This is a genomic window from Phytomonospora sp. NPDC050363 (assembly GCF_040655735.1).
In the GTDB taxonomy this organism is placed as follows: Bacteria; Actinomycetota; Actinomycetes; order Mycobacteriales; family Micromonosporaceae; genus Phytomonospora.
In genome coordinates, this window is record NZ_JBFAKK010000006.1 from 84,467 (window position 1) to 101,507 (window position 17,041).

The following is a 17,041-nucleotide window of genomic DNA, read 5'->3' on the forward strand; positions in this document are numbered from 1 at the left end:
CTCAGGTGGGGTCGGGGATCCGCAGCAAGGTGCGGAGGATGTCGGTGAACCCGGCGAGCGCCGTCTCGGGTGTCTGGGTGCCGGCGTAGAGGCCCTGGAACACGGCGTTGGCGTCGTCCTGCATCCGGGCGCCGGAGCCGCTGAACCAGATGTCGGGGTCGAACTGCACGTTCGCGGCGGCGTCCCGGTACTCCGACTGCGGCAGCATCGTCAGGTACTGGGCGCTCTCGGCGACGGGAAGGTAGGCGGGGATGTGGCCGCCGCCGGCCCAGGTGATGCCGTTGCGCAGCATCCACGCGATGTAGGCGAGGCTCTCGTCGAGGCGCGCCTGGTGGCGGTCGCGCCGGTGCGGCAGGACGTAGGCGTGGCTGTCGCCCTGGGTGCGGTGGTTGCCGAAGAAGTCGGGGAACTGGGCGACGCCGAAGTCGAGGCCGGCCTTCTGGTAGACCGGGATCTCCCAGTTGCCGACCTGCACGACGCCGCCGAGGCCGTTGACGAAGTTCGCCGAGGTCGCCGCCCCGTTGGAGTCGCGCGGCGCCAGGCCCTCGTCGGCCAGCCGCCGCATCACGTCGAAGGCGGCCAGCGCCTTGGACTCGTCGAGCTGGAAGTCGCCGTCGCCGAAGAGGAGTTCGCCGTCCTGCTGGCGGTAGAGGGCCCAGAAGGGGCGCCAGCCGGCGTTGGTGTCGAGCGAGGTGCCGAAGGTGCCGGTGACGGCCTTGACCTCCTTGAGCAGGGCGACGTATTCGTCGACGCCGTGCGTCTCGCGGAGGTGGCCCTCGGCGTCGAGGACGCCGGCGGCGGCGCAGATCTCGCGGTTGTAGTAGTTGACCAGGACGTGGGTGTCCATCGGAACGGCGTACAGCTCGCCGTCGACGAAGCACTTGTCCCAGACCGTTCGCTCCATGTCGCTCGCGGCGAGCCCGGCGGACGACAGGGCGCGGGCGTCGATCGCGTCGAGCAGCCTTCCTGGTGCCAGGCCCTTGAGGCGGGAGACGTGGACGGTGGCGACGGCGGCGCCTCGGCCGCCCGCGGCGCCCATCGCGAGCTTGGTGTAGAAGGGCGGGCCCCACGCGTAGGTGGTGGCGCGCAGGTCGACGCCGGGATGCTCGGCCGCGTACCGCTGGTGCATCTCGATCATCCGGGCGCCGTCGCCGCCGCCGAACAGGTTCCACTGGTCGAGTGCGACGCGCTCCCCGACGTCGTCGACCGAACCGCAGGCCGTTGCCCCGGATCCGGCGACCGCCAGTGTTATCGCTAACAGAGCGCGGCGACTGACGGTGGGCGGCTGGGGTGTCTCGTGATGCCTCATTACTGTCTTCTTCCTGCCTGTTCGGTGTTCGACACATGTCGTTTACCGGGCGGAGATCCGACCATGCACCATTGTTAGCGCTCACATGGAGGCGGGTCAAGAGGTGCGGATGAGCAAATCCGCATGGCGCGGCGGTCACGTCGCCGCCTGGATCGTCTCCTTCATCAGCCACACCGCGGGGTGCCGGCGGATCTGGTCGATGGACACCAGCGCGGCTCCGATGACCGCCGCGTCCGGGCCGAGCACCGCCGGGCGGACGGTGACCGGCGCCCAGTCGGCGCTGAGGACCCGCTGGGCGATCTCGGCCTTCGCGTTCGCCAGGAGCCACGACGAGAGGAGCGCGAAACTGCCGCCGAGCAGGACCGTGTCGATGTCGAGGACGTTGATCGCGTCCGACAGCGCGATCCCGAGCGCACGCCCCGCCGAATCCAGAGCCGCCAGCATGACCGGGTCGGAGCTCTCGGCGCGTGCGGTGACCGCCGCGTCCGGCGTGACACCCGGCCGCACCGGCTCGTCACCGAGAATCGCCTGCACGCTCGCATAGGTCTGCAGGCAACCGCGGGAGCCGCAGGAGCACGGCTTCCCGTCGGGATGGACGGTGACATGGCCGAGCTCACCGCCCCAGCCGCGCGCGCCGCGCATCAGGCGGCCGTTGAGGACGATGCCCGCGCCGATACCGAGCCCGCCCGACACGTAGATGAAGCTGTCGAGGGTGTCGCTGCCGGCGTAGAGCTCCCCGAGGGCGGCGAGGTTCGCCTCGTTGTCCACGGCCATCGGCAGATCGAGCGGGTCGGCGGTGCTTCTGAGCAGCGCCCCGGCGTCGACGTTGCGCCACCCCAGCGCCGGTGCCGACCGGATCAGGCCGTGGTCGACGGCGCCGGGAACGGCGAGGGTCGCGGTGACCACGGTGAGATCCTCGGAACCGATCGCCTCGATCGCGGCGCGGGCCATGTCCGCGACGTCGGCGAGCACGTCGGCCGCACCGCGGTCGGCGTACGCGGCGGGCGCGAAGGCCAGGTGGCGGACGGTGCCGGTGAGGTCGACGACGCACGCGGCGAGGCCGTCGGAGCGGATGTCGAGTCCGAGACCCGCCGGCCCTTTCCGCGACAGGGTCAGCGCGACGCGGGGACGCCCGGCACGCCCGTCGTGGGTGCGGCCCGCCTCGGTGATGAGCCGTCCGGCGAGCAGTTCCTCGACGATGCGGGTGATGGTCGGCCGGGTCAGCCCGGTCACGGCGGCCAGTTCGGTGCGCGAGATCGGCTGGGCGGCACCGAGTATCTGCCGGAAGACGAGTTCGAGGTTGCGGGTGCGCAGGCTCTCCTGCCGCGCGGGTTCGTCGCTCGGCCGCGGCCGGCTCGGCCGGATGGGCGGCGTCACCGCGCCGACCTGGCCGTGGCGGCGAGCTCGGCGGCTGTCGCGGCGGACACGGCGCCGTCGGCGATCACCGCTGCGATGTGCCGCTCGATCGACTCTCCGGGGGCCAGTGTCAGCGGCGACTCCCAGGTCAGCGATGAGCCGACGCCGAGGTAGTCGCGGGCTCGCACGAACCATCTGTCCCGGGCGGTGCCCTCGTCGGCTGGTGCGAACAGGACGGTCCAGTCGCCGTCTTCGCCGCCGGCGCAGGTGACCGCCGTCCAGGCGGCGGTGCGGCCGTGCACGGAGGCGACGCCGTTGCCGAGCGGGCTGAGGATCGCGATCGTTCCGGTGATCGCCGGGCCGCGCCAGAAGAACCCGCCGTAGCCGGCGCCGGGGCGGCCGAGGGCGGCGGGGCTGCGGATCGTCAGCGGTCGCTCGGTCACGTTCGTCAGGCGGCTTCGGGTGCTCAGGGTCCAGGCGGTGTCGCTGAGCGGGCGGCAGGCGAGGGATCGCGTCTCGTGGAGCAGGTCGCGCTGATCGCCGCTCACCCATCGCAGGGTGTGCGCGAGTCCGCCGGAGGTGTGGTGCAGCCAGCGCTGGTGTCGCTGGCTGCCGTGGTTGTCCAGCCACGCCGGGCCGTGGTCGGCGACGAAGGTGCGCCCGCCCCAGAAGTTGCTTCCGTCGATGTCGGGTGCGGCGATGCTGATGCCGAACTGGTGGCGGTGGGAGTCGGGGCCGGCTTCGGTCACGACGAGTCCCGCGAGCGTGCGCACGGGATGCAGGTAGGGCCGTGGGGAATTGCCAAGGGCGACCTGCGGGTTCCACACGTATTCGGCGACGTCACGGCCGGCGGCCCGAAGCGGCAGGACCTCGGGGGGATCCTCGGCGAGCGCGGGGCCCCGTGCGCCGGAAGTCGCCATGATCGCCTCGCCGCCTCTCATCGCATGGCCCGCGTGTGCCCGGCCGGCCGGCGGGCAGGGCGGCCGGACCGGGTGGCCGCTGCGGCGGGCGTCGCGGGCCGGCTGCCCGGCGTGTCCGCGGTGACGGCTCCGACGAGGCCGGCGACCTGGTCGGAGCGTAGCCTGCCGTCGGCGACCACAGTGATGATACGACGGCCGACCTCGGCGCCCGGGGCCAAGACGAGGGGCCGGTCCCAGGCGAGGGAGGAGCCGACACCGGCGTAGTCGCCGGTGCGGACGAACCATGGGTCGGTGTCGGGTCCACTGTGGATGAATATCAGTGTCCAGGGGGCGCCGTGGTTTCCGCTGATCGCCATCCAGGGCGTGTGGCGACCGTGGAGGGCCTGGGCGCCGGTCAGACCGGGGCCGAGGACCTGGATCCGGCCGCTCCCGCGCCTGGCCCGCCAGAAGAAGCCCCCGTAACCGGCTCCGGGCCGGCCGTTGGCGGCGGGGCTGGCGAGGGCCAGCGGTGCCTGGACCACATTGGACAATCTAAAGGAGAAGTCCAGTGCCCAGGCACCCGAGTCGATCGGCAGCGCGGCGATGTGGCGCCGTTCGCGCAGCAGCTCGTCCCCGCCGGGACCTGCCCAGCTCAGGTCCTGCGTGAGCGTGGACGCCGTCCGGTCGGCCCAGCCCTCGTGGCGCTGTGTCCCGTGATTGGGCAGGTGCATCGAACCGCGACCCGACACGAAGGTGCGCCCGCCCCAGAAGTTGGCACCGGCGACGTCGGCCACGGCGACGCTCACACCGAGGTGGTGCCGGTGGTCGTCCGGCATCGACTCGGTGACCTCGGTCCCGGTGAGCGTGCGGACGGGGTGCAGGAAGGGCCGCGGGGAGACCGTGCCGGGCAGACTCGGCCGCCACACGTAGTCGGCGACCTGCCGTCCGGTCACACTCAGGCTCGCCGTCCGCGAAGGCGCGGTCACGTCAACCACGGTCGGTTCCCCGCGTCGCATCCGTCCGCTGTGGACTGCGGCCGGTGACCTCGAAGGCCGACATGCGCGCGGTCGCCGCGGTTTCGCGGCCCGTCGGCGCGGTGGCGAAGACGCCGAGGGTGGCGCCGACCCAATGCCCGGCCGTCGATGTGAACGGTTCCCCGAACGGACGGGGGGCCGCACCGTCGATGGCGGCGAAGAATCCGCAGCGACCGTCGGGGTCGACGTCCACGCCGACGGCGACCGTCACGCTCGTCCCGTCCGCGTCGACGGGCACGAGAACGGGTGGTGCCGCCTCCCGCTCGGCTTCACCGGCCATCGCCGTGCGGTGCACGAGGTGGACGCCGTCCACGGTGCTCACGAGACCGATCCACGCGTAGGTGCGCCCGACGACGGCCAGCCCGGCTCGCGCGCCGATGGTGTCCGCGCCGGTCAGGCGCATCGTCGTCGCGGCACGGAAGCGGTCGGAGGGCAGACGCTGCCCGAGGAGGTTCGGCAGTCGGCGAAGATCACCGTCGACGTCGGACGCCGCGCACTTCAGCTCCGGCCCCTCCCCCGGGCGCACGCTGAGCCAGCCCGGCCGCGGGTTGGCCGCCCATGACCACTGCGGACCGACTCCGGTACCGGCGAAATCGTCACCGTCGGCCGGAGCGCCCGGCGCCGAGGGCGAGGCGACCGCGGGCTTCGCGTGCGAGGGCACGGGCGCGCCCGACGCGCCGATCACGGGCCATCCGTCGGGCTGCCAGCGCAGAGGCTGGAGATGCACCACACGACCGAACGGGCCTTTGTCCTGGAAGTGCAGGAACCAGTCCTGGCCTTCGGCCGTGGTGACCCATGCGCCCTGGTGCGGGCCGTTGACGGGAGTGTCGCCCTGCGCGAGGACGACGCGCTCCTCGTAAGGGCCGAAGACCTCGCGGGAGCGGAAGACCGATTGCCAGCCGTCGGCCACGCCGCCCGCGGGAGCGAAGATGTAGTACCAGCCGTCACGTCGGTAGAACTTCGGTCCCTCCAGAGTCCGATAGCCCGGCAGGGAGTCGCCGTCGATGACGGTGCGGCCCTCGTCGAGCAGCTCGGTGGCGTCGGAACTCATCCGGTGGCAGGTGAGCCGGTTGTTGAAGCCCGCCCGGCTCTTCGCCCAGGCGTGGACCAGGTAGGCCGAGCCGTCCTCGTCCCACAGCGGGCAGGGATCGATGAGGCCGCGGCCTCCTTTCAGCAGGGACGGCCGGCTCCACTCACCCGCGGGATCGCGCGCCGTGGTGACGAAGATGCCCCGGTCGGGGTCCGGGTAGAAGATCCAGAAGCGGTCGTCGTGGTGTCGCAGCGCCGGCGCCCACACCCCGCAGCCGGGCTGCGGAGTCCCGAAGACGTCATCGGGTTCCAGGCTCGGCAGCGCGTGGCCGAGGATCGACCAGTTCACCAGGTCGCGGCTGTGCAGCAAGGGCAGGCCCGGTGCGCGGTGGAAGCTGGAGGCCACGAGGTAGAAGTCCCGGCCGGCGCGGACGACGTCCGGATCGGACCAGTCGGCGTGCAGGACCGGGTTGCGGTAGGTGCCGTCGCCGTTGTCGGCTGCCCATGCCGGGGTCCGGGCGGTGGGGATCATCGGTGGTGCCTCTCGTTTCGGCGTCGGAACCTGCGGGGACGTGCTCGGCTCACCGGCCACCGGTCGCGGTCGGCGGCGGAAGCAGGCCGTCGAGTCGAACGGCCTCGCCGGTGCGCAGCGACTCGTTGCCGGCGATACCGACCAGGACGCTGGCGGCGCCGTCACCGAAACCGGCGCTGCGGCGCAGCGGGTCGGCGCCGGGACCGCGAAAGACGTCGTCGAGGAGCATTCCGTCGCCGCCGCCGTGCGAACCGCGGCCTTCACCGATCGCGATCTCGCGCGCCGGTTCCCAATGCCGCTGCAACGTCAGTCGCGAGCCCTGGGAACGCGACCCGGCGGCCTCGGCGCCCGAGATCCGGTCCGCGCTGGGATCGAGCACCGACGCGTTCGCCGGCCGGACCTGCCCGCGTTCGACCACGTCGAGTTCGATGCGGCCTTCGGTGCCGTTGACCGCCACCCGGTAGCCCTCCCACGGGCTGTGCGCGTGCAAGGTGTAGGACATCGAGGCACCTCGCCGGTAGCCGACCACCACGTTGAGGTTGTCCTCGATCGTGATGCCTTCGGAGAAGACGTCGCGGTCACGGATGTAGCCGTCCAGGTGCTCACCGTCGCGGTACAGCAGGCGCAGTCTCTCGTCGGCGCCCAGATCGAAGGCGAAAGGATCGCCGGCGTCGACGTTGCGGGCCCGCTCCGGCCGGTTCTCCAGGCCGCGCCGGCGCGCGTTCTGCGCGCCGTAGAAGAAGAGCCCGCCCCGGGCGAAGACGACCTCCGGCCGGTCGTCGAGCCACCAGTTGACCAGATCGAAGTGATGGGTCGACTTGTGGACCAGCAACCCGCCGGAGGTGGCCTTGTCGCGGTGCCACCGGCGGAAGTAGTCGGCGCCGTGGAGCGTGTCGAGGCACCACTCGAAGTTCACCGAGGTCACCTCGCCGACGGCGCCCTCCGCGATGAGCTCGCGCACCAGGGTGTTGCGCGGCGAATAGCGGTAGTTGAAGGTGACGACGAGCTCCCCGTCGCTCCTGCCGACGGCGTCCTGGATGCGCCGCACCCCCGCGAGGTCGGTGGTCATCGGCTTCTCGACCACCACGTCGGCGCCGTGCTCCAAGGCGCGCGCGACGTATTCGGCGTGGGTGGCGTCCGGCGAGGTGATCACGACGGTGTCGGGCCGCTCGTCGGCCAGCATCCGGCCGAAGTCGGCGGGCGCGTAGTGCCCGACCCGCAGATCCGGCCGGACCGCGGCGACCAGCCGGTCGTGGTAGGACATCCGCACCTCGTTGGTGTCGCAGAACGCGACCGGGTGCCCGACGTCGGCGTGGCCGTCGAGCAGGGAGGCGAGGTACATCTGGGCGCGGTGGCCGGTGCCGACGAAGGCGTAACGCCTCTGCTGACCGGTCATTTCAGGCCCGTGGTGGCGATGCCCTTGACCAGGTACTTCTGGCCGGCGATGAAGAATCCGATCACCGGTGCCAGCGACAGGAACGACATGGCGAACATCTGCCCCCACTGGGACTGCCCCTCGGAGTCGATGAACTGCCGCAGCGCCAGCGGCACGGTGTACAGCTCGGAGTCGGTCAGGTAGAGCAGTGGCCCGAAGAACTCGTTCCACACCGAGATGAAGGTGAAGATGGCGGTGGTGGCGAAGGCGGGCATGCACAGCGGCATGATCACGCTCCAGAAGGTGCGGAAGGGACCGGCGCCGTCGATGCGGGCCGCGTCGTCGAGTTCCTTGGGCAGGGAGCGCATGAACTGCACCATCAGGAAGATGTAGAAGGCGTTGGTGGCCAGGAAGTTCGGGACCAGCAGCGGGTAGTAGGTGTTGAGCCAGTCCAGCTTGGCGAAGACGATGTACTGCGGCACGAGCAGCACATGGCCGGGCAGCATCATGGTCCCGAGCATCAGGGTGAAGAACAGCTTGCGGCCGGTGAAGTTGAGCCGGGCGAAGCCGTAGGCGGCCAGCGAGCACGACAGGAGGTTCCCCACGATGCTCAGCACCACGATCACCGCCGAGTTGATCAGGTAGACGCTGAAAGGCTGCTCCAGGGCCGTCCAGCCCTCGGCGTAGTTGCCCCAGTCCCACTCGGAGGGCCACAGCGACAGGTCGGTGAACACCAGCCGGCTCGGCTTGAGGGAACTGGAGATCATCCACATCAAGGGGTAGAGCATGACCGCCCCGGCGACGCACAGCAGTACGTGGCGCAGGAAGCGGCGGCGGCGGGTGCTGCCCTGGCGTTCCAGGTAGCTGTCCTCGGTCTCCTTCGGTTTCACGCCGGGCGGCGGCTCTTTCACGGTGATCGACATGGCGTGACCTCAGTTGTCGTAGAAGACCCAGTACTTGGCGGTGAAGAAGTTGAGCGCGGTGAAGGCCCCGATGATCACCAGCAGGAACCAGGCCATCGCCGAGGCGTAACCCATCCGGAACTGCGAGAAGCCCTGCTGATAGAGGTAGAGGTTGTAGAACAGGGTCGACTCGGCCGGACCGCCCGTGCCGCCGCTCATGATGAAGCCCTGCGTGAAGGTCTGGAACGACGAGATCAGCGACTGGATCAGGTTGAAGAAGATGATCGGACTGAGCAGCGGCAGGGTGATCCTGCGAAACTGCTGCCACTTCGAGGCGCCGTCGAGCGCGGCGGCCTCGTAGTACATCGCGGGGATCTGCCGCAGGCCGGCCAGGAAGATGACCATCGGCGAACCGAAGGTCCAGACGTGCAGGATGATCAGCGTGGTCAGCGCGTAGTCGGGATCGGAGGTCCAGCCGGGTCCGGTGAGGCCGAACCAGCCGATGAAGCCGTTGACGATCCCGTCCAGGCCGAAGACGTACTTCCACAGCAGGACCACCGCGACGCTTCCGCCCAGCAGCGACGGCAGGTAGAACACCGCGCGGTAGACAGGCAGTCCCTTGACCCCCCGGTTGAGCAGCATCGCCACGCCGAGCGCGACCACCAGCGACAGCGGCACCGACACGAACGTGTAGACGAAGGTGACCTTCAGGGACTGGTGCAGGACCGGGTCGTCGAGCATGTCCCGGAAATTGTCCAGCCCGGTCCACTGCGGAGGGTTGATCAGGTTGTAGTCGGTGAAGGCCAGGTACAACGAGGCGAAGAAGGGGACGACGGTCAGCAGCATCCCGATGAACCACGGCAGCAGGAAGAGGTAGCCGGCGCGGTCCTGGCGCGGTTTGCCCTTCCCCCTCGGCGACGGCGGGGTGTGGGCGGCCGGGTCCGCGTGCGATACGGACCCGGCCGAGGCGGTGGTGACGGCCGTCATGCGCCGAGCGCCTTTCGGCCGGCCTCAAGGAACTCCTTGGCCGCGTCCCGCGGACTCTGCCGTTTGAACTCGACCTCGGTGGCGATGGTCGCCAGGGTCGAGGCGATCGTGCTGGAACCGGGCGGGTAGACGAAGGACGGTGGCAGCTGCTCGCCCTGAAGGCCGGTGAGGTAGTCGGTGGCGAGCTGGTCGTCGGGTGCGAGGGCCGGTTTGATCTCCTCGGCGACCTTGCCGTTGGCCGGGACGCCTCGCGTGGTGCCCGTCGCCTTCGACGCCTCTACGTCGTTGATGAGGAAGTCGAGCAGCTTCAGGGCCTCGGTCGGGTGCTTCGACTGCGACGCGATCGACCACAGCGCCGGCGTGTCGATCGACTGGCCGCGTCGCGTCTCCGTGGTCTCCCCGGGCATTCGGAGGAGGACGAGGTCGCCGCCGGCCGCGGCGTTGTAACCGAGGAGGTTGTTGGTCGGGATGATCTGGGAGGCCAGCTTGCCCTTGGCCAGGTAGGACTGGTCGGGCGAGGAACCGACGTTCTCGAAGAAGCCGGCCGGCGGGAAACCGCCGGCGGAGCGCATCGCCTCGATCATCTCGAACCACTCCACGACCGTGGCCTCGCTGATGCCCAGCGAGCCCTCGGCGGTGTAGAAGTCCTCCCCGCGCTGACGGGTGAAGACGATGACGTTGGCCAGGGTCGCCGGCTCGAAGCCGGTGCCGTAGACCTCGCCGCCGCTGGCCCGCCCGATCTCGCGGGAGAAGGCCGCCAGGTCTTCCCAGCTCCACGTGTCCCCGTCGGGGACCTCCACCCCGAACTTGTCGGTGAGGGTCTTGTTGACCACGAAGCCGATGCTGTTCAGGCCGGACGGGATGCCGTAGTTCTTGCCGTCGACGGTCGCCAGGGTCCGCGCGTTGTCGCTGAGCCCGGACACGTCGATCAGGTCAGCGTGCTCGTTGAGGTCGAGCAGCGCTCCTCGGTCGGCGTACTCGCGGAGGCTGTCCATCCGCATCGCCATCAGGTCCGGAGGGTCGCCCGCCGCGAAGCGCGTCGCGAGCTTGTCCTTGTACGGGCCGCTGTCCTGGTATTCGGTCCTGACGGTGATCCCGGGGTTCTTCGCCTGGAAGGCGTCGAGGGCGGCCTGCGTCTTCTCGGCGCGTGAGGCGTCGCCCCACCAGACCATGTTGAGCTGGATCCCGTCACCTTCGGCGTCGTCGCCGCCGAAGCCTCGACAGGCGCTTAAGCCGAATCCGAGACCGGTCAGCCCGGCCATTCTCATGATGTCGCGGCGGCTGAGTCCAGCCCGGATGCCTCTTGCGGGTCGGTCGGTCATGGCAGCGGTCGTCCTTTGTGTCGAAGCGCCGACGAGGGGCGGCGTCACGTGTGTGGAGGTGTGGGGTGGTGGGTGTCGGCTCGTGCGGCGCCTTGTGGGCGAGCGTCTCGTCGGGCTCTCGACGTGCGCGGGTCTCCGGGGCGAAACCGGCGCCGGGACGCCGCTCCCGCGAGGTCTGCGCACCTCATCGGAAGACGTCGCCACTGCGTGCGGCCCTGATGCCGGGTGAGGTTACTACTGCGAAACCAGTTAGGTCAACCCATGAAACAAATCGATTCGAGATTAGCGAAAGCCATTGACTCTAATGTGGAGCCTCCCTAGAGTGAGCCCCCACGACCGCCCCGCCGCGCCGGGCGTCCCAGGAGTTTCGCGCGGCGGCCGGGGCGACCGCGGCGGGGCATCTCGCCTCGACCACACCCGGCCCGCGTTCACGGGCCGGGGAATCCGGCCGAATCCCCACTCCCGAAGGACCATCCGATGAGACCTTCCACGCCATTCCTGCGCGGCCGCTTAGGGCTCGCCGCCTCGGCGGGGCTTCTCCCGCTGTTCGCCATGGCACCCATCGCAACGGCGAGCGCGGCCTCGCCCGACTCCGCCGTCGCCGCGACGATCACGGTCGCCGCCGACGGGTCCGGCGACTTCCGGACCGTTCAGCAGGCGATCGACGCGGTCCCGGGCGGCACCGCGACCACGATCCGGATAAAACCCGGCACCTACCGGGGCGCGATCACCGTTCCCTCGACCAAGAGCGACGTGCGCATGGAGGGGCTCGGCGCCGAACCGTCGGCGGTGACCATCGTCGAGAACCACTCGGCGGGAACCCTGAAACCCGACGGGACGACGTACGGAACCTCGGGCAGTGCGACCGCGACCGTCAACGGGCGCGGGTTCGTCGCGACGAACCTGACCATCGCCAACGACTTCGACGAGGCGGCGCACGCCGGCGAGCCCGGGCACCAGGCCGTCGCCCTCAACATCTCCTCCGACCGGTCCCAGCTGCTCAACGTGCGGCTACTGGGCAACCAGGACACGTTCTACGTCAAGGACGCGGCCCGCGTCTACGTGAAGGGCGCCCACATCGAAGGCGACGTCGACTTCATCTTCGGCGGCGGCATCGCCGTCTTCCACAACACCCGTGTCCACACGACACGGCGTTCCGGCAGCAGCATCACCGCGGCGAGCACCCCGGCCGAACGGCCTTACGGGTTCCTGTTCTTCCAGTGCCAGATCAGCGGCGACGCGCCGGCGGCGTCCACCACCCTCGGGCGTCCGTGGCGTCCCGACGGGTCGGTTGTCGTGCGCAACTCCGTGCTCGGCGCGCACATCAGGGCCGCCCAGCCGTGGACGGACATGTCGGGGAACCCGTGGACCGGGGCCCGTTTCTTCGAGTACCGCAACACCGGGGCGGGTGCCGGGAGCAACGGCAACCGGCCTCAGCTGACCAATGCCCAGGCCCTCGACCACACGGTGCAGCGCTATCTGGCCGGCGCCGACGGCTGGAACCCGGCGGCACCGTGATCCCGGCCGCCCGGCACACCGGCAACCTCGAGAAAGGGGAAAGAACCGTGCGTACCTTTCAGCCGTTACACGGCCGCGCCCGAGTCGTCTTCACCGCGACCGCGACCGCCCTGCTGGCCCTGGCCGCCGGCGCCGTGATCGCCACGGCCACACCGGCCGCCGCCGACACCACCGGGGTGACACCCGTCGTCGGCGGCACCTATCGCATCGTCGGCACGCAGAGCGGCAAGTGCTTCGACGTCAAGGACCACAGCACCGTCAACGGCGGTGTCCTGCAGCAGTGGTCGTGCGGGTCGGCCGCGACCTGGCAGCGGTTCCGGGTCAGCGCGGCCACCGGCGGCGGCGTCAATCTCGTCAACGTCAACAGCGGCCGCTGCCTCGACGTGCCCTCCGGCGCCGCCACTCTCGGTCTGGTCGTCCAGCAGTGGGGTTGCGGGACCGCGGACAAGCCGAACCAGCGCTTCACCATCACGAGTCCGGCCGCCGGGGTCCAGCAGATCAAGACGGCCAACGGCCTGTGCCTCACCCTGACCGGGGCGTCCGCCGCGGACGGGACCCCGATCAGTCAGAACACCTGCGGTTCCGGTGCCGAGCAGCGCTGGGCGTTCCAGTCGACGACGGCCCCGCCGTCGAACACACCGGACGGGTTCGCGTCACTGCCCGGCATGGGCCGCGGCCCCACGACGGGTGGAGCGGCGGGTCAGACGGTCACCGTCACGACGCAGGCGGCCCTGAACCAGTACGTCACGGCCGCCGAGCCGTACGTCGTCCGCGTCGCCGCGACGATCGACATCAATCCCAAGGGGACGGAGCTGCGGGTCGCGTCGAACAAGACGATCATCGGCGTCGGCACCAGCGGGGTGATCGTCGGCGGCGGGTTCTTCCTCGGCACGGGAGTGCACAACGTGATCATCCGCAACCTGACGATCCGCGACACCCGCATGCCCGACGACGATCCCGGCGACGACGCCTACGACTACGACGCCATCCAGCTCGACACCGCCGACCACATCTGGATCGACCACAACCGGCTCACCAGGATGAACGACGGGCTCATCGACAGCAGGAAGGACACCAGCTACCTGACGGTGTCCTGGAACCATCTGGTCGACAACAACAAGACCTTCGGCATCGGGTGGACCGACAACGTGACCTCACTGATCACGATCCACCACAACTGGTTCCAGAACACCAACTCGCGCAATCCCAGCGCCGACAACATCGCCGCCTGCCACCTGTACAACAACTACCTGCAGGACGTCACCGGCTACGGGCACTTCGCGCGCGGCCTCACCAAGGCGGTCGTCGAGAACAGCTACTTCGACTCCGTCCGCGACCCTTACTACGTTGAGGCCGGGGAACTGGTCCAGCGCGGCAACATCGTGGTCGACAGCACCTGGAGCGACGGGCGGGTCAGGGAGAAGGGCAGCGCGTTCGATCCGAGCGCCCACTACGCCTACACCCTCGATCCCGCCGCGGCGGTACCGGCTCTGCTGACCGCCTCGGCCGGCCCGCAGCCGAACATCGGCGTCTGAGAGACGGTGAGTGCCGGACGGCGTACGCGGCGCCGTCCGGCACGGCGAGACGGCGCGCGATCTCGGCATCTCGGCGAGCGGCGTGCTCATTCAGGAGCAGGCCCGCCTTGCGCGACCTTCCGCCGTTTGCGCGCCTCCCGCAGGATCAGCCACGCCACCGCCAGGATCGCCAGTCCGCCGACCGCGTGCAGCCCGAAGACGTACTCCCCCGCCGGGCCGCCGAGGCCTCTGGCGAGCGACGCGACGAGGACCTGAACCGACGTCAGCCCGGCGACCAGCAGCGACAGCCAGACCGGCCGCGCGCCCAGTCGGCCCAGTCCCGCGACGATCGCCATCACGACCGGCAGGCTGAAGATCACATACCCCAGCACGTGGTGCGGCCGGTAACTCCCGAACACACCCGAGGCGGAGAAGTAGAACTGCGCCAGGACGATGAGCATCAGCGTGGCGGCGAGCAGAGCGAAGAGTCTGCGCATGGATCACTCCTTGAGGGAGCGGGGGCGCCGGGCGCCCCCGCGAGAGGCGGCTACTTGCTGTAGTTCTTCCCGGGCGCCTTACCGGGGATGGGCTTGGCGATCGCGGCGACGGGGATGAAGAAGCTGATCTGTCCGATGACCACGATCAGCCGCCACATGGCGTCGAGGTCGTAGTGCTCGGACGCCCTGGCGAATAGTTCGTCGGACACGCGCTCGCCGTGCGCGTTGTGGGTCAAGACCGCTTCGACGAGTTCGAGCGCGACCAGCTCGGCGTCGGTGAAGTAGGGCGCGTCGCGCCAGGAGGCCACGGCGGTGACGCGCTCCTCCGACTCGCCGGCCTTGCGGAGCAGGTCGGTCTGGCGGATGGTGTGATAGGTGCTGCCGGCGATCTGGGCAGCCCGCAGCTGGACCAGGTGCACCGTGGTGCGGGCGATGGATCCGCCGTAGACGATCTTGGTCATGGATCCGGCGATGGCCATCATCTCGTCGGCGAAGCCCTGGTACTCGGGCAGTCGCGACTGGAGATCATCCTGTGCGATGGTCTTGGACATGTGGGTGGCGTCCCTTCGAGGTTTCCGCGGTGTTCGTCATCGGTCCGACGACGCAGCCGCCGGGAACGTGAGGCGGGGAGGCGGGCCTCACATTCCGGTGAGCCGTTTCGTCGGAGGAGTGAAGGCGTCGACGATCGAGGAGACCGCGAGACCATGAGCACCCCATCCGATCCCGGTCTGAGCGCGATCATGAGCGAGCGCCGGCAGCTGATCAATCTCGGCTACCGGCTCCTGGGCTCCCTGGCCGAGGCCGAGGACGTCGTCCAGGAGACCTACGCGCGCTGGTACGCCATGTCCGAGGAGCAACGCGCGCGGATCGAGTCGCCGGGCGCCTGGCTGACGAGGGTGGCCGGCCGCGTCTGTCTGGACCTGCTGGGCTCCGCGAGGGCGCGGCGGGAGCGCTATGTCGGGGAGTGGATACCCGAGCCGCTACCCGCTCGCTCCGAATGGATCAGCGGACGCCCGGGCGGCGACACGGCAGACCCCGCCGACCGCGTCACCCTCGACGAGTCGGTCAACATGGCCTTCCTCGTCATCCTCGAATCCATGACCCCCGCCGAACGCGTCACCTTCATCCTCCACGACATCTTCTGCCACCCCTTCACCGAAATCGCCCACATCATCGGCCGCACCCCCGCCGCCTGCCGACAACTCGCCACCTCCGCCCGCCGCCGCATCCACACCGCACGCGCTCCCGCGGCTCCGGCTCCAACGCTCGCGCACAAGGCTGCCCTGGTCCGCGACTTCAAACACGCCTGGGAGGCCAAGGACATCAACGCCCTCATCAACCTCCTCGACCCCAACGCCACCGCCACCGCCGACGGCGGCGGAGTCGTCAGCGCCATACTCGAACCGATCGAAGGCGCCACCGAGATCGCGCGTTACACGATCGGGATAACCGCGGTGGTCCCGGAGATGACGCTCCTGGAGCGGACCGTCAACGGTCAGCCCGGCCTGGTCGGCCAGCGCGACGGAGTGACCGTGGTGGTGGTCGCCTTCGACATCGCCGGCGACCGCATCAGGCGGATCTGGGGTGTGCGCAACCCCGAGAAGCTGCGGACCTGGACACTGGGGCCCTCGGGCCAGGACACGCCCTAGGGTGTGTCCTGGTGGTCTTGTGGGTGCGAGGCGAGGCTCGTTTTTCTTCTGGCAAGCCGTTCTTTCGCCCTGGTACCGGTGTTGTACCTGGGCGAAGGAACGGTGCCGCCAGGGGGAGAACGAGTCCGCCGCAGCCCCGCAGTGATCACCAGGACACGCCCTAGGTGCCCGTGACGCTCACGTGCGCGGAGGTGGCGCGGGCGGTGATCGCGTGCGCCGAGGCGGGGTTCTCGTCGACGCCGGTGACGCTGTGGTCGCCGGAGCTGATCACGAAGTCGAGGCGGTACCCGTCCGGGGAACGGGGGACGGTGATGGTCAGGTCGCCGGAGTTCACCGTGCTGTCCAGCGTGGACGGCGGGACGGTGAAGTCGAGGGCTGCGTGGGCCGAGGTGGCCTCGGCGCGGACGTCGGCGGAGCCCAGACGGGTGGCGATCAGCTCGCCGGACTCAACGGTGAGCCGCTGCGGGCCCGTGACGTCGTCGACGAGGAGGCGGCCGGAGGCGACGTGCGCGGTGACCGCGCCGCCCACGCCCGAGATGTCGACGGTGGCCGACGTGGCGGTCACCGAAACGGCGGTGCCGGCCGGAACGGTGATCAGGTACGCGGCGTCGCAGGCGCCTTCACAGCGGCCGTCCACCAGCAGGACCGTCCCGTCCCAGGTCTGCCCGGCGACGGTGTCGCCGGTACCCCACGCGAGGCTCCGCTCGATGTGGACGCGGTCGTCCTCGCTGGGCCGGATGGTGACCGTGCCGGAGTCGGCGCGGACGTCGAGGGCGGTGACGTCCTCGTCGTAGGTCATCTCGTCGACGCTCGACGCGACCGGCTCGTCACCGACGCGCCCGTCGCGGGGCGAGTCGGCGATCACGACGATCACGAGCAGTGCGATGCCGACGAGGATGACCGCGACAACGGTGGTCACGGCCTTCTGGGCGGTCGTCATCCGCGACAGGAAACGCATGCCCCTGAGTTCCCCGTTCACCGAATGCGTTAAACGAGTGCCTGGAAGGGGCGGTGTTCGGGCGGTGCCGTGCCGGTGGTGTTCGGGCGCGCTGCGGCGAAGGAGTCGGCGCCCGCGCGTATCGGGACAGCGGGCGCGCGGCCCGTGCGGCACACTCCAC

The 17,041-nt window shown here is 70.0% G+C and carries 15 protein-coding genes; 3 read left to right on the forward strand and 12 right to left on the reverse strand.

The genetic code is table 11. The features are described 5' to 3' along the window. Position 1: 1 nt before the first annotated feature. From AB0I28_RS17710 to AB0I28_RS17750, 9 genes are all read right to left on the reverse strand, one after another. Positions 2 to 1,309, reverse strand: a complete 1,308-nt coding sequence (locus AB0I28_RS17710) for an extracellular solute-binding protein (protein WP_357494433.1) — start codon at positions 1,307 to 1,309, stop codon at positions 2 to 4. A gap of 135 nt (positions 1,310 to 1,444) precedes the next feature. After that, complete coding sequence (locus AB0I28_RS17715) at positions 1,445 to 2,686, reverse strand: ROK family transcriptional regulator (RefSeq protein WP_357494435.1); 1,242 nt, start codon at positions 2,684 to 2,686, stop codon at positions 1,445 to 1,447. After that, positions 2,683 to 3,585: a PmoA family protein gene (locus tag AB0I28_RS17720; RefSeq protein ID WP_357494437.1), complete on the reverse strand. Its 903-nt coding sequence runs from the start codon at positions 3,583 to 3,585 to the stop codon at positions 2,683 to 2,685. Before AB0I28_RS17720 ends, AB0I28_RS17715 begins: the two co-directional genes overlap by 4 nt. Positions 3,586 to 3,602: 17 nt before the next feature. Next, positions 3,603 to 4,550, reverse strand: coding sequence for a PmoA family protein (locus tag AB0I28_RS17725; protein ID WP_357494439.1), 948 nt, complete (start codon positions 4,548 to 4,550; stop codon positions 3,603 to 3,605). A gap of 1 nt (position 4,551) precedes the next feature. Further along, the gene (locus AB0I28_RS17730) at positions 4,552 to 6,159 is read right to left on the reverse strand and encodes a family 43 glycosylhydrolase (RefSeq protein WP_357494441.1); all 1,608 of its coding nucleotides are present in this window, start codon (positions 6,157 to 6,159) and stop codon (positions 4,552 to 4,554) included. A gap of 49 nt (positions 6,160 to 6,208) precedes the next feature. Next, positions 6,209 to 7,555, reverse strand: coding sequence for a Gfo/Idh/MocA family oxidoreductase (locus tag AB0I28_RS17735; protein WP_357494443.1), 1,347 nt, complete (start codon positions 7,553 to 7,555; stop codon positions 6,209 to 6,211). After that, complete coding sequence (locus AB0I28_RS17740) at positions 7,552 to 8,457, reverse strand: carbohydrate ABC transporter permease (RefSeq protein ID WP_357494445.1); 906 nt, start codon at positions 8,455 to 8,457, stop codon at positions 7,552 to 7,554. The genes AB0I28_RS17735 and AB0I28_RS17740 overlap by 4 nt, the downstream gene beginning before the upstream one ends. A gap of 9 nt (positions 8,458 to 8,466) precedes the next feature. Further along, positions 8,467 to 9,423 (reverse strand): sugar ABC transporter permease, encoded by a 957-nt coding sequence (locus AB0I28_RS17745; RefSeq protein ID WP_357494447.1) that lies wholly within the window; start codon positions 9,421 to 9,423, stop codon positions 8,467 to 8,469. Further along, complete coding sequence (locus AB0I28_RS17750; protein ID WP_357494448.1) at positions 9,420 to 10,745, reverse strand: ABC transporter substrate-binding protein; 1,326 nt, start codon at positions 10,743 to 10,745, stop codon at positions 9,420 to 9,422. Before AB0I28_RS17750 ends, AB0I28_RS17745 begins: the two co-directional genes overlap by 4 nt. A gap of 477 nt (positions 10,746 to 11,222) precedes the next feature. Between AB0I28_RS17750 and AB0I28_RS17755 the strand changes: the two genes are divergently transcribed. Both AB0I28_RS17755 and AB0I28_RS17760 read left to right on the forward strand, forming a co-directional pair. Then, positions 11,223 to 12,263 carry a pectinesterase family protein gene (locus AB0I28_RS17755; protein WP_357494450.1) on the forward strand — a complete coding sequence of 347 codons (1,041 nt, stop codon included), beginning with the start codon at positions 11,223 to 11,225 and terminating at the stop codon, positions 12,261 to 12,263. Between the two features lie 47 nt (positions 12,264 to 12,310). Continuing rightward, a complete protein-coding gene (locus AB0I28_RS17760) occupies positions 12,311 to 13,798 on the forward strand; it encodes an RICIN domain-containing protein (protein ID WP_357494452.1) in 1,488 nt (495 codons plus the stop codon). An 86-nt stretch (positions 13,799 to 13,884) separates the two neighbouring features. Here the strand turns inward: AB0I28_RS17760 and AB0I28_RS17765 are convergent, their stop codons facing one another. Together AB0I28_RS17765 and AB0I28_RS17770 are read right to left on the reverse strand one after the other, a co-directional pair. Next, the gene (locus AB0I28_RS17765; protein WP_357494454.1) at positions 13,885 to 14,274 is read right to left on the reverse strand and encodes a DUF6220 domain-containing protein; all 390 of its coding nucleotides are present in this window, start codon (positions 14,272 to 14,274) and stop codon (positions 13,885 to 13,887) included. Between the two features lie 50 nt (positions 14,275 to 14,324). Continuing rightward, complete coding sequence (locus AB0I28_RS17770; protein WP_357494456.1) at positions 14,325 to 14,825, reverse strand: carboxymuconolactone decarboxylase family protein; 501 nt, start codon at positions 14,823 to 14,825, stop codon at positions 14,325 to 14,327. A 153-nt stretch (positions 14,826 to 14,978) separates the two neighbouring features. Between AB0I28_RS17770 and sigJ the strand changes: the two genes are divergently transcribed. Continuing rightward, a complete protein-coding gene (gene sigJ, locus AB0I28_RS17775) occupies positions 14,979 to 15,923 on the forward strand; it encodes an RNA polymerase sigma factor SigJ (RefSeq protein WP_357494458.1) in 945 nt (314 codons plus the stop codon). Between the two features lie 160 nt (positions 15,924 to 16,083). Here sigJ and AB0I28_RS17780 read toward each other — a convergent pair whose 3' ends face one another. Beyond that, on the reverse strand, positions 16,084 to 16,863 hold the full coding sequence (locus AB0I28_RS17780; RefSeq protein ID WP_357494460.1) for a hypothetical protein: 780 nt from the start codon (positions 16,861 to 16,863) through the stop codon (positions 16,084 to 16,086). Between the last annotated feature and the right edge of the window lie 178 nt (positions 16,864 to 17,041).